Here is a 13,157-nt window from a genome sequence, read left to right as displayed (position 1 = left end):
CGTACATTAACGTATCGACGTTCATGAGTGGAGGAAAGATCATGGTGCTTCAGTATACAGCGCTCGGAGATTCTTTAACGACGGGGAGAGGCTCTGGGCTGTTTTCTGCAGGATTTGTCCAGCGCTTCAGAGACATGATGGAAGCCGATCTGAAATCAAAAACAGCCGTATCGGTTTTCGCCAAATCCGGTCTTGATACAGAGGAAATCCTCGGGCTCCTGTCATATCCCTATGTTCAAAAACAAATTCAAGCCGCTGATATGATTACGATCACAGGGTGCGGAAATGATCTCATTGAATCTGTATTATCCTATCAATCTTCTCAGGATGAAACGATTTTCAGCCGTGCGTCCGCGCATTGTCATGAGAATTTTGAAAAGATGATTGCCCATATCGCCAATATCAAAGGGTCAGATCCATCACCTTACGCCATCCGTGTTTTTAATTTATACAACCCGTTTCCCAGCATTGGCATTGCTGATCAATGGATTACTTCATTTAATTCGCATTTGAAAACGCTGGCAACAGCACCTCATGTTAAAATCGCTGACGTTTACAGTGTCTTTAAAGGGAAAGAGCAGGAATACCTGTCTTTCGACGGTGTCCATCCGAATAGCAGCGGCTATCAGGCAATGGCCGAAGTGCTCCGAGGAATAGGTTATCGAGAATTATCAGTTTCATAGAAAACGCGCCTGATCACTGGCGCGTTTTTTTATATGAATTCAAATATTAAAAGAAACTTAAATTTCCCCGTCTCATGTTCTATATACAAAAAAAGTGCGCTAGAATAATGGAGGGCAAAGGCAAATATAGGCATAACGCTCAATATTTCGTATATAAGGAAGGATGGTCCTTTTGTTTCGCATTTTTAAAATGTCTTTTGCGGTTATCATTATCATACTGGCGCTTATCGCTTTTAACTATACGGAACACACCTCTGTTATCCAATCTGTCATGCTCGTTTTCCTGGGCGCTGTCATGTTTATTCAGGGGCTTGAAGAACGCAAAAAAGAAAACGACAGCTCAGGAGCATTTAACATCTATACTGCCGTTTTCGTTTGGTCTGTTTCTCTCATCGGTTTTACGCTTTATATGATATAAATCTATGATACATCCAGAAAATGCTCAACCGTCGGGAACGGCGTATAGAACCGATGCAGCAAGGCTTTCCACTCTTTGTACTCGGAAGACCCGCGAAAGCCTTCAGTGTGGTCCTCAAGCGTTTCCCACTCTACGAGCAGCAGGTACTTATGTGTTTCTTCCATACATTTTGATAAAGAATGTGTGATATAGCCCTTCATTCCGGCAATGATCGGCGCCGCCAGCCGGAACGCGTCCTCAAATTCTTGTTCAAGCCCCTCTTTAATATGAAGCATAGCTGCTTCTCTGACCATGTGATCCCTTCTTTCCTCTTTTCAAATAGTTTACAGGAAACGAAAGGAGATTTCTGCAAAAACGATGAACCTTTTCCTTCATTTTCAAAAAAATCTTGCACGTACTAATTCATTTAAGAGAAAATAACAAGTGGAAGGCAGGGGAAAGTCATGTGTAAAAAGTGTATTCTACTATTATTTCTATGTATCGGGCTGATCGGATTAATCGGATGCTCCAAAACAGATTCACCAGAGGACCGAATGGAAGCATTCGTAAAACAGTGGAACGATCAGCAATTCGATGACATGTATCAAAGCCTGACCAAAGATGTAAAAAAAGAAATCTCCAAAAAGGATTTCGTCAGCAGATATAAAACCATCTATGAGCAGGCAGGCGTAAAAAATCTGAAAGTCACTGCGGGAAAAGTGGACGAGGATGATAAAGACAATAAAACGATGAAGCACATCCCATACAAAGTCAGCATGGACACAAATGCGGGCAAAGTCAGCTTTAAAAATACCGCTGTGCTGAAAAAAGAAAAAACAGATGATGAGGAGTCATGGAATATAGATTGGGACCCATCGTTTATTTTCAAGCAGCTGGCTGATGACAAAACCGTTCAAATCGCCAGCATTGAACCGAAACGCGGCCAAATCTACGATAAAAACGGGAAAGGCTTAGCCGTCAACACAGATGTTCCGGAAATCGGAATTATTCCCGGAGAACTTGGCGATAAAAAAGAGAAAGTCATAAAAGAGCTCGCGAAAAAACTGGATGTAACTGAAGATGACATCAACCAGAAGCTGAAACAAAGCTGGGTCAAAGATGATTCATTCGTGCCGGTCAAAAAAGTAAAACCGGACGAAGAAAAGTTAGTGTCTGAAGTGACGTCATTAAAAGGCGTCACAAGAACAAATGTCAGCTCGCGCTATTATCCGTATGGCGAAAAAACAGCTCATCTGACAGGCTACGTTCGCGCGATTACGGCGGAAGAACTGAAGAAAAAGAAAGACGGAACATACAGCGATACGTCAAACATCGGAATCGCAGGTCTTGAAAATGTGTATGAAGATAAGCTCAGAGGCACAACAGGATGGAAAATCTACGTTCCGCAAACCGGCGAAGTCATCGCTGAAACGAAAGCGAAAGACGGTGAGGATTTACATCTCACAATTGATATCAAAACGCAAACAAAGCTTTATGACGAGCTGAAGGATGACAGCGGGGCGGCAGTCGCACTGCAGCCGCAGACAGGTGAAACACTGGCTCTTGTCAGCGCGCCTTCTTACGATCCAAACGGATTTATCTTCGGATGGAGCGATAAAGAATGGAAAAAACTAAACGAAGACAAAAACAATCCGTTTTCAGCGAAATTCAACAAAACATATGCACCAGGATCCACGATTAAACCGATCGCTGCTGCTATCGGCCTGAAAAACGGCACGCTTAAAGCCGCAGAGAAGAAAACTATCAAAGGGAAACAGTGGCAGAAAGATTCAAGCTGGGGCGGCTATTCTGTTACACGAGTGTCTGACAGCTTAGAGCAAGTGGATTTGGAACATGCCCTGATCACGTCAGACAATATTTACTTTGCGCAAAACGCGCTTGATATGGGAGCGGACACCTTTACAAAAGGCATGAAAACATTTGGGTTTGCAGAGGATATTCCATTTGAATTCCCAGTCCAGCAATCGTCAATCGCAAACGACAAGCTTGACTCAGACATTTTGCTTGCGGATACAGGCTACGGACAGGGACAAATGCAGATGTCTCCGCTTCACCTAGCGGCAGCTTACACGCCATTTGTCGATAATGGAGACCTCGTGAAACCGACGCTTATCAAGAAAGACTCACAAACCGCTGATGTCTGGCACAAACAAGTGCTCACAAAAGAAGGAGCCGCCGATATTACAAAAGGTTTGAAAGGCGTAGTCGAAGATGAGCGCGGGTCAGCGTATCAGCCTGTCGTAAAAGGAATCACTGTCGCTGGAAAAACGGGAACAGCCGAGCTGAAAAAATCAAAGGATGATAAAGACGGCACCGAAAATGGCTGGTTCGTCGGCTATGACTATAAAAACAAAGACCTGCTTGTCGCAATGATGATTCAAAATGTTCAAGATCATGGCGGCAGCCACTACGTAGTCGAAAAAGCAAAAAAGCAATTTCAATCGAAATAAAACCTTTTTAACGGGAGTGAAAGGAAAAAGGGCGTCTGAGGCCGAATGATCTAGTAAGGGGCAAAAACCCGGTTTATAAAGAAAAGAGGGATTTTGCATGCAGCGTATTCATTTGGCGGAGGATCTTCAATTTTCAAGAGTGATACACGGGCTTTGGCGTCTGAATGAATGGAACTATTCAGACGCTGAGCTGCTCAGTCTCATTGAGTGGTGTGTCGATCAAGGCATCACTACCTTTGATCATGCGGATATTTACGGGGGCTACACGTGCGAAAAAGGGTTTGGAAATGCTCTTGCTCTTTCACCCGGATTAAGGGAAAACATAGAGCTGGTCACAAAATGCGGCATCGTTCTTGAATCACCTGAACGCCCTGCTCACAGATCGCACCATTATAATACAAGCAAAACACACATTCTCGCGTCTGTTGAACAGTCGCTTTTGAATCTCAGAACGGATTATATCGATGTGCTGCTGATTCACAGACCGGACCCGCTCATGGACCCGGAAGGAGTGGCTGAGGCGTTTCATGCGCTGAAAAGCTCCGGGAAGGTCAGATATTTCGGTGTGTCGAACTTTAAAGGCCATCAATATCGGATGCTGGAATCGTATCTGCCTGAAAAGCTTGTCACCAATCAGATTGAGCTTTCCGCATATGAATTAGAAAATATTCAGGACGGCACATTGAACCTGTGTCAGGAAAAACGGATTTCTCCGATGGCCTGGTCGCCGCTTGCAGGCGGTAAAGTATTCGCCGGAAACACGGAAAAAGATCGGCGCATTCGTACGGCGCTTGAAACTGTTCAGGCTGAAATCGGTGCTGCCTCATTGGACGAGGTGATGTACGCATGGCTGTTCACGCATCCGGCCGGCATCATGCCGATTGTCGGAAGCGGAAAACGCGAGCGTATTTCCGCCGCGGTAAACGCCTTGGCGTATAAGCTTGATCAGGATCAGTGGTTCCGTATTTATACAGCCGTACAAGGCCACGATATACCATAAAGAAAAAGCATCAGCATAACGGCTGATGCTTTTTCAATATTGTCACACCGCTTAGTGCCAAATTCCCATTTATAAGTGATTGAATCCTGTTTGAAAGCGTTTTATATTAATATAGAAACCCTCTTTTTTTCCTCTTCCTATATCTCCATGCGACTTCATCCGCACATCACGAATGTCTGGAGGCCTTTTTATGTATATGACTGCAAGAGAACAAAAGCTTTTAAAGCATTTATTACTACTGAACCGATATGTAACCGTAACGGAGCTGGCTGAGCTGATGGAAGTGAGCACCAGAACCATTCACAGGGAGCTGAAATCAATCAAGCCGCTGATGGAGACTGTGGGGCTCAAGCTCGATAAACAGCCCGGCAAAGGCTTGAAGGCGGTAGGAAGTCCCGAAGATAAACAAAAGCTGCTCACCGAGCTGTCACATGAACAGCATGAATACAGCGCCGACGAACGAAAACTGCTGATTCTCTGTTCGCTATTGGAGTCCCAAGAACCGGTGAAGCTGTACACGCTCGCTCATGATCTGCAGGTCACCAATGCTACGGTCAGCTACGATTTAGATGAGCTGGAGAAATGGATTTCTCCGTTCGGGTTAACACTGATCCGAAAAAGAGGCTTTGGCATCCAGCTGATGGGGCCGGAGAACGCGAAACGAAAAATTGTCGGCAATCTGATTGTGAACCGCCTCGATATCCAAATGTTTTTGGAAGCGGTTGAATTAAACATTAAAGGAAAAGCTGATTCCACCGAGAAGATGTTCGGGGTTGTCAGCAAAGGCGAGCTGTTAAAAATGGAGCGGATTTTATTCCAGCTGAAAGAAAAAATCGCATTTTCTCTATCTGACAGCTCCTATATAGCGCTTGTCGTTCATCTGACGTTTGCGATCGAACGCATTAAACTGGGCGAGACGATCAGCATGGAAGAGAGCGAGCTTGATGAACTCAAGAGTGCTAAAGAATACAGCTCCGCTCTGGAAATCGCGGGCGAGCTTGAACGTGCTTTCGGCGTAACGATCCCGGAAGCGGAGGTCGGCTATATTACGATCCATCTGCGAAGCGCCAACCGCAAATACAAAACAGAATACAGAGCGCAGGAAATAGAGCTTGAAACAGCCTTGCAAACAAAACGGCTGATCGCTTTTATTTCAGAAAAAATCAGAATGGATCTGACGAAAAACTACTCTTTATATGAAGGTTTGATTGCCCATTTGGAGCCGGCCATCAGCCGCATGAAAGAAAACATCGACATCTATAATCCAATGAAGGAACAGATCAAGCGTGATTATTTTCTGCTGTATATGGCGATAGAAGAGGGCGTGGAAAAATTCTTCCCGGACATGTCCTTTTCTGATGATGAAATCGCCTTTATCGTTCTTCACTTCGGTTCAGCACTTGAAATCAAAAAAGAAGAAGCAAAAGTGAAAGCGCTTGTTGTCTGCTCAAGCGGAATCGGTTCTTCGAAAATGCTTGCTTCGAGATTGAAGAAAGAGCTGCCTGAAATTGAATCGTTTGATATGTCATCACTGATCGAGCTGAAGGACCGCGACACTCATGCCTATGATATGATTGTGTCCACTGTGCCGATCCCTTATCAAAACATCGACTATATTATGGTCAGCCCGCTTTTAAATGAGGAAGACGCAAACCAGGTAAAGCAGTATATCAAGCGGAAAATCCCGCTCATTCTTGAGAAAAAAAGAAGCCCGAAGGAAGAGACGCGGCAAGCCGACATCCCTGACATGCTGGCAGCGGCGGAAAGCGTGGGACGATACATGGCGGTGATTCAAGACGTCTTGCGCCATTTTTCACTCACTGAAATGAAAACAAAGCCGGATCACGGCATGCTGCTGTTTGAGCTTTTTCAACAGCTGAAAAAGGATGGCCTCATCCGAGATCCGAAAAAAGCGGCGGATTGCCTTGCAGAACGCGAAAAACAAGGGGGATTGGGCATACCGGGTACAAACATGGCGCTTTATCATCTCAAAAATGATCATATCGTCCTGCCTTTTTTCAAAATGTATGACCTCAGCACATCTTTTGAAGTTAATGGCATGGACGGAAATACCCTCGATATGACAAGAATTCTCGTCATGATGGCGCCGGCCACATTATCAGCTGAAGGCTCAGAGATTTTGAGTGCGATCAGCTCTGCCATTATTGAAAGCGGAGAAAGCATGGCGGGCTTTCAGGAGGAAGGGGAACGAGAACTGTATCAGCGTTTAAACCGCATCTTTTTCACATGGATGAAAGAAAAAAACATCCCGTAATCATCTATTTCACACGCCAAAAAAAGGCGTGTGTTTTTGTATGGATGCAGCACAAAATAAAAAAATGCGGGACTATTTTATCATTCTGTAATGGAATAATTCCAAAATGAAATAGTTTTACAAGTTATCTTTTTTGGGTTAAAATGGGTGAGGTAAGGAAGATAATCTAACAAATTATTGAAGATTCAAGAGAATATAGGAGATGACAATATGGAAACATTACAGCATCTGATTCTGCATGACATGCCGAATAGCGAAGAAATAGAAGCTGTAAAAAGCGGAGCCCACACACTGACATATGCAGCATATCACAAACGGATCAATCAGCTGGCGAATGCTCTGCTTCAAAAAGGAATTCAAAAAGGCGACCGTGTGGCATTGCTTTGCAAAAATGGCCACCCCGCATCAACCATTATGTTTGCCGCACTTGAAATCGGGGCCGTTGTAGTGCCCGTCAGCTGGCAGCTGAAACCATACGAGATGACAGGCATTTTAAAAGCAAGTGAACCGAAAGCATTGTTTTACGGAACGGAATTTAAAGAGATAATGGATGAAGTGCTGCCTGAGCTGTCTTCTGTGCGTTTGATCATGGAAACAGGAACAGCGTATGAGACGTCTCCAGTGTTTGAAGCGCTTTTTGCAGGACCTGATCATTTGCCGGAAGCAGAAACAGTTTCTCCGGATGATACAGCGCTTCTGATGTTTACGTCAGGGACAACAGGAAATCCGAAAAGATGCATGATCACCCATGGCGGTATATACAATTACGTATCAAAGTCAAATAGCTCAAGCGCACGAATGAAAAATCTGCGTTTTCTTGCGTGCCACCCGATTTATCATACAAGCGCGCTTATTTGTATCATGCTTGGAACGTTTGCGGGAACCACGTTTATTTTTACAAAGGATCAAGATCCCGTTTGTATGCTGAAGGTCATTGAAGAAGAAAAAATTCAAACCATTATGGCCCTTCCTGTGTTTTACACATATTTGCTTGAGGCGTGGGAAGAACATCAAACCGATCTGTCCTCGCTCATCATTTTGATGACAGGCGGAACAAAAGTGCCTAGCAGCCTGATTCAGCGGTATCTTGATATCGGCATCCAGCTCGCTCACGGTTACGGAAGCACAGAAGCTTGGGGAATCAGCACATGGGTTCCTGAAATGGGAATGGATAAAGCGGCCTCTGCCGGTAAACCCGTTGCTGATGTTCAAGTCAAGGTAGAAGATCCTGAGACGAGAGAAGAGCTGCCGCAAGGTGAAATCGGAGAAATCGTGGTGCACAGCCCATTCTTATTTAAAGGCTATGAGGAAAACCCTGAAGCGACAGCAAAAGTGCTGCAAAACGGCTGGTTCAGAACCGGAGATTCAGGCTACGTGGATGAGGACGGCTTTATCTTCATCACCGGACGCTACAAGGATGTCATTATTTACGGAGGCGACAATGTCTATCCTGATCAGGTTGAAGAAGTCATCCAGCAGATCCCGGGCATCCTTGAAACAGCAGTGGTCGGGATACCAGACCCGCTGTACGGAGAAAAACCAAAAGCCTTTATCGTCACTAACGGCACTCAGGAAATAACAGAAGCGGATGTCATTGCATTCTGTAAAGAACGCTTGTCCGCTTACAAAATTCCTGAAATCGAATTCGTAAAGGAACTTCCGAAAAATAATCTCGGCAAAGTGAAAAAAGATGTCTTGCGCAAGCAAGCCGTACATTCATAACAGAAAAAGCCCGTCATTTATGTGACGGGCTTTTTTGCGGTTGCACAGACTGAAAGCTCAGGTTTAATGTCTTTATATTGGATATCAATGTCTTTGAAGCCTGCCGCTTTCAGGTCAGCGAGCATCTGTTTACCGAACGATTCAGTTTTCTCGGGACCGGCATCTGCTTCCCGGGGCTGCATCGTAATGGCTGCTTTGCCGCCAGGTTTTAATGCTTGAAAAATCTGTTTGATGCCTTCTTGCTGGTCTTTCCAAATCGTGTAGTTGTTAACGGAAATGACTTTATCGTAATACGCGGCGGGGAGGGGGAACGTTTCAATGCTGCCCTGTATCAGGCGAACACGGTCTGTTTTTAATCTGTGTGCAGCCAGCTTCAGCATAGCCTCTGATACATCAATCCCATGGATATGCACACTCTTTTCGCGTTTCAGCATCTGCTTCATGCAGTATCCTGGTCCAAAACCGACTTCTAGAATGCGGTCTCCGCGTGTTAATCCAAGCTGATCTATTGTCCACTGATTCAGTGTTTTATTTTCAGCAGCCATGATGTATCCGGCAAGTATGCCGAACATCCCCTTCGGTCTGCTGAATTTTTTAGAAAGCATGTTAATCATTCAGCAACCTCCTTTTCACATCATTTTCCTCCTTGCGTTTCATGTGAAACATTTTTCTGATAAAGCATTCCGAAGGTGCTCATCCATGTTTACCCAGAGAATGCACGAGGTACACAACAAATAGACATGAAAAACAAAGGAGGAGAATCATCATGGCAAACTATCCAAAAGAACTGCCGGCACAAACCCAAAATCGCCAGCCGGGAATCGAAAGCGAAATGAACCCAAGTCCGGTATATGAGTACGAGCATTATAAAGGTGCGGATAAACTAAAAGGAAAAGTCGCACTCATTACAGGCGGTGACAGCGGAATCGGACGTGCGGTATCTGTCGCTTACGCAAAGGAAGGCGCTGACATCGCCATTGTATATAAGGATGAGCACGGAGATGCTGAAGATACCAAAAAACGCGTGGAACAAGAGGGCGTGAAATGTCTCTTAATCTCCGGAGATGTGGGCGAAGAGGAGTTCTGTAATGAAGCGGTTGAAAAAACAGTCAATGAACTCGGCCGTCTGGATATCCTTGTGAACAATGCCGGTGAGCAGCATCCGAAGGAAAGCATCAAAGATATTTCAAGCGAACAGCTTCACCGCACATTCAAAACAAACTTTTATTCACAATTTTATTTGACTAAAAAAGCAATTGATTATATGAAACCAGGCAGCGCGATCATCAATACGACTTCCATTAACCCTTATCGCGGTAATCCGACGCTGATTGATTATACGGCAACGAAAGGCGCGATCAATGCCTTTACAAGAACAATGGCGCAGGCACTTGTCAAAGACGGCATCCGTGTAAATGCGGTAGCGCCGGGACCAATCTGGACACCGTTAATTCCGTCTACATTCTCAGAAGATACAGTCGCTCAATTTGGGCAAAATACGCCGATGGGCCGTCCGGGTCAGCCTGTTGAGCATGTCGGCTGCTATGTGCTGCTGGCATCAGATGAATCATCCTATATGACAGGACAAACGCTGCATGTAAATGGCGGAGACTTTGTGACGACGTAAGAGGGAGTGAGGAAATGAGCATCACGAAAGAAGAAGTAAACAGCTACTATCAAAAAGCCGGTATTGTCTTAACGGATGATGAAGTAGAACAAATTCAGCTCATGGACTACGGCTTGGGAAAAGAACGAAAATCCGGGCTCCAGCTCTTTGTCTATGTGAATACAGACCGTTATTGTTCAAAGGAACTGGTGCTGTTTCCGGGACAGACTTGCCCGGAGCATCGCCATCCGCCGGTTGACGGGCAGGAAGGCAAGCAGGAGACCTTCCGCTGCCGCTACGGAAAAGTGTATCTTTATGTTGAAGGAGAAAAAACGCAGCTTCCAAAGGTTCTTCCTCCTCAAGAGGATAGAGAATACTATACAGTCTGGCATGAGATCGAGCTTGAACCCGGCGGGCAATATACAATTCCGCCGAACACGAAGCATTGGTTCCAGGCCGGGGAGGAAGGCGCAGTCGTAACGGAAATGTCTTCGACTAGCACAGACAAACACGATATCTTTACCGACCCTAGAATTTAAGGATGAGGCTTAAAAAGCCCATCCTTTTTTATATTGAAAAAAACGGAAACACCGTTATAATGGGTAAAAAAGGAAAGAGGGCGAGGGAGATGTTCACCTGCAGTGTAAACGAGCACATTACCATCCGGTTATTAGAGCCAAAGGATGCGGATCGGCTGGCAGCGATTATTCATGAGAACCAACAGCGAATCAGTGAATGGCTATTCTGGGCTGAAAATCCAAGTGATGCCGAAACGTACAGGGAAACCCTCATTCCCAATTGGCGGCGTCAGTATGCTGACATGAACGGAATCGAAGCGGGGATTCTGTATGACGGCAGCTTGTGCGGTATGATTGGCCTGCATAACCTTGACCAAGTGAATAAAAAAGCGGAGATTGGCTATTGGATTGACGGGGAATACGAAGGAAAAGGCATTATTACTGCCGCCTGCCGGGCACTCATCACATATGCTTTTCAGGATCTGAAATTGAATCGGGTTGCCATCTGCGCGGCTGTCGGAAATCACAAAAGCAGAGCGATCCCGGAGCGTCTCGGCTTTCAAGAGGAAAGAACAGCAAGGGAAGGCATATTCATTAAAGGCAAGTTCCACGACCTCGTCTATTACAGTTTGTTAAAGCGTGAATGGGAAGCAGAAAAATAAAGAGCGCATTTTCTTGTTTAAATCGTTCCCGGATGTGGAAAAGTAACAGCGGAGACGTTAAAAAGGAGTGATTCGAGATGAATCAGCAAGATATTAAACAAAAAGTGCTTGATGTTCTAGATCACCATAAAGTAGGTTCGCTCGCAACGGTTCAAAAGGGCAAACCTCATTCCCGCTACATGACTTTCTTCCATGACGGGCTGACGATTTATACACCGACAAGCAAAGAAACTCATAAAGCTGAAGAAATTGAGAATAACCCTAATGTGCACATTTTATTAGGTTATGATTGTGAAGGCTTTGGCGATGCGTATGTCGAAGTCACAGGAAAAGCAAAAATAAACAATTCATCAGAATTGAAAGACAAAATCTGGAGTTCTAAATTGGAGCGCTGGTTCGACGGCAAGGATGACCCGAATCTGGTGATTCTTGAAATCGAACCGGAAGATATCAGGCTAATGAATGCGGGAGAGAAAACACCAGTCTCACTCGAATTATAATAAAAGTTTGTATTTGCAGGGGCGATATGTTATCATGAATAGCTAAGCAAGAAAAATAAGCAAATAAAAAAGAAAGTAAACTTCTTTTTTCTGTTTTGAGAGAGAAGCTTTTACCGCTTCACAAGCAGCAAACCAGCTGCCCTTATTCTTTTCCTTCATAACAAATCGCCCCTAACGATGAGATGGAAAAAAGACTTTTTTGTTTTACAATTCACACCGGCGCGGCTTCGGAGCCGCAGTGACGATTGAGAGGTAGGGCTTTCGTTGTCTTGTGTTCAAGAAATTTCCATGGTGTTTACTTTCCAGAATGATTCTTCGGAACAATGCTACATGAATCGAACCCGCCCGAATCGGCGGATAATATAATCTTTATTTGCGTATAGAAAAGAATAAGACAAACCGCTCGGCGTAAGCCGGCGGTTTTTTATTGTGAAAAAAACAAATCACACATGAAACTTCTCGTTGTTTCCTTCAGTCTTATCACTAGGATGAAACTGGAGGAAAGAATACTGTGCATGTCATTACAACACAAGTCGTTTTTATTTTCTGTTTTTTGTTATTGATTCACTCAATAGAGACCCTTGCCTATGCCACAAGGCTTTCAGGGGCCCGGGTAGGGTTTATCGCATCCGCGCTTTCCTTGTTTAATGTCATGGTAATCGTGTCAAGAATGTCGAACATGGTGCAGCAGCCCTTCACGGGGCGCTTAATTGACGATGCCGGAAAAAACGCGCTGGCGCTCGTAGGCGAGCAATTCCGGTTCCTGATCTTTGGCTCGACGGTTGGGACTATTGTGGGCATTATCCTGCTCCCGTCGTTTGTCGCCCTGTTTTCACGTGCGATTATCCACTTGGCGGGCGGGGGCGGCTCCGTTTTACAAGTTTTTCGGAAAGGATTTTCTAAGAATGGATTTAAAAATGCCTGCTCCTATTTGCGTCTGCCGTCTGCTTCGTATTTGAAGGGATTTCACATGCGCTTGATTCCAAAACGGCTGTTTGTCATCAACATGCTGATCACCTCCATTTATACAATTGGCGTGCTCTCCGCATTGTACGCAGGGCTCCTAGCACCCGAGCGAAGCACGACGGCGGTTATGGCATCAGGCTTAATCAACGGGATTGCGACGATGCTGCTGGCCATTTTTGTTGACCCGAAAGTGTCTGTTCTTGCCGATGATGTGGCAAAAGGAAAACGAAGCTATATTTATTTGAAATGGACCTCTGTGACAATGGTGACGTCAAGGGTGGCGGGCACACTTCTTGCCCAGCTTATGTTTATCCCTGGCGCATATTATATCGCGTGGCTGACAAAATGGTTTTGATA

13 protein-coding genes are annotated in these 13,157 nt (G+C 45.0%); 11 read left to right on the top strand and 2 right to left on the bottom strand.

The features are described from left to right. Positions 1-41 precede the first annotated feature (41 nt). Together H7F27_RS18640 and H7F27_RS18635 are read left to right on the top strand one after the other, a co-directional pair. A complete protein-coding gene (locus H7F27_RS18640; RefSeq protein WP_185848274.1) occupies positions 42-683 on the top strand; it encodes a spore germination lipase LipC in 642 nt (213 codons plus the stop codon). Between the two features lie 172 nt (positions 684-855). After that, positions 856-1,101 (top strand): YczI family protein, encoded by a 246-nt coding sequence (locus H7F27_RS18635; protein WP_010333057.1) that lies wholly within the window; start codon positions 856-858, stop codon positions 1,099-1,101. A 2-nt stretch (positions 1,102-1,103) separates the two neighbouring features. Here H7F27_RS18635 and H7F27_RS18630 read toward each other — a convergent pair whose 3' ends face one another. Next, positions 1,104-1,394 (bottom strand): antibiotic biosynthesis monooxygenase family protein, encoded by a 291-nt coding sequence (locus tag H7F27_RS18630; RefSeq protein WP_024120249.1) that lies wholly within the window; start codon positions 1,392-1,394, stop codon positions 1,104-1,106. Between the two features lie 150 nt (positions 1,395-1,544). On the opposite strand from H7F27_RS18630, the gene H7F27_RS18625 reads away from it, so the two are divergent. The 4 genes from H7F27_RS18625 to H7F27_RS18610 all read left to right on the top strand — a co-directional run bounded on the left by H7F27_RS18625 (position 1,545) and on the right by H7F27_RS18610 (position 8,548). Then, positions 1,545-3,551 carry a penicillin-binding transpeptidase domain-containing protein gene (locus H7F27_RS18625; protein WP_024120250.1) on the top strand — a complete coding sequence of 669 codons (2,007 nt, stop codon included), beginning with the start codon at positions 1,545-1,547 and terminating at the stop codon, positions 3,549-3,551. A gap of 97 nt (positions 3,552-3,648) precedes the next feature. Further along, positions 3,649-4,551 (top strand): aldo/keto reductase, encoded by a 903-nt coding sequence (locus H7F27_RS18620; RefSeq protein ID WP_095714100.1) that lies wholly within the window; start codon positions 3,649-3,651, stop codon positions 4,549-4,551. Between the two features lie 190 nt (positions 4,552-4,741). Then, the gene (locus H7F27_RS18615; RefSeq protein WP_185848273.1) at positions 4,742-6,826 is read left to right on the top strand and encodes a BglG family transcription antiterminator; all 2,085 of its coding nucleotides are present in this window, start codon (positions 4,742-4,744) and stop codon (positions 6,824-6,826) included. 210 nt (positions 6,827-7,036) lie between these two features. Next, entirely contained in the window at positions 7,037-8,548 is a 1,512-nt protein-coding gene (locus tag H7F27_RS18610; RefSeq protein ID WP_185848272.1) for a class I adenylate-forming enzyme family protein, read from the top strand. Between the two features lie 17 nt (positions 8,549-8,565). On the opposite strand, the gene H7F27_RS18605 is transcribed toward H7F27_RS18610, so the two are convergent. Next, the gene (locus H7F27_RS18605) at positions 8,566-9,162 is read right to left on the bottom strand and encodes a class I SAM-dependent methyltransferase (protein WP_024120254.1); all 597 of its coding nucleotides are present in this window, start codon (positions 9,160-9,162) and stop codon (positions 8,566-8,568) included. Positions 9,163-9,314: 152 nt separating this feature from the next. Here H7F27_RS18605 and H7F27_RS18600 point away from each other — a divergent pair, with 152 nt between their 5' ends. The 5 genes from H7F27_RS18600 (at position 9,315) to amj (ending at position 13,155) form a co-directional block, all read left to right on the top strand. Next, a complete protein-coding gene (locus H7F27_RS18600) occupies positions 9,315-10,175 on the top strand; it encodes an SDR family oxidoreductase (protein ID WP_106022297.1) in 861 nt (286 codons plus the stop codon). A 14-nt stretch (positions 10,176-10,189) separates the two neighbouring features. Beyond that, complete coding sequence (gene lyxE / locus H7F27_RS18595; protein ID WP_024120256.1) at positions 10,190-10,693, top strand: D-lyxose ketol-isomerase; 504 nt, start codon at positions 10,190-10,192, stop codon at positions 10,691-10,693. Between the two features lie 89 nt (positions 10,694-10,782). After that, positions 10,783-11,334, top strand: coding sequence for a GNAT family N-acetyltransferase (locus tag H7F27_RS18590; protein ID WP_185848271.1), 552 nt, complete (start codon positions 10,783-10,785; stop codon positions 11,332-11,334). A gap of 77 nt (positions 11,335-11,411) precedes the next feature. Continuing rightward, the gene (locus H7F27_RS18585) at positions 11,412-11,834 is read left to right on the top strand and encodes a pyridoxamine 5'-phosphate oxidase family protein (protein ID WP_024120258.1); all 423 of its coding nucleotides are present in this window, start codon (positions 11,412-11,414) and stop codon (positions 11,832-11,834) included. 511 nt (positions 11,835-12,345) lie between these two features. Beyond that, on the top strand, positions 12,346-13,155 hold the full coding sequence (amj, locus tag H7F27_RS18580) for a lipid II flippase Amj (protein ID WP_044161803.1): 810 nt from the start codon (positions 12,346-12,348) through the stop codon (positions 13,153-13,155). Positions 13,156-13,157: the final 2 nt, after the last annotated feature.

Source organism: Bacillus sp. PAMC26543, assembly GCF_014250375.1.
Classification (GTDB): domain Bacteria; phylum Bacillota; class Bacilli; order Bacillales; family Bacillaceae; genus Bacillus; species Bacillus halotolerans.
The sequence above is the reverse complement of the archived record's forward strand: the minus strand, read 5'-3'. Positions and strand labels throughout refer to the sequence as shown.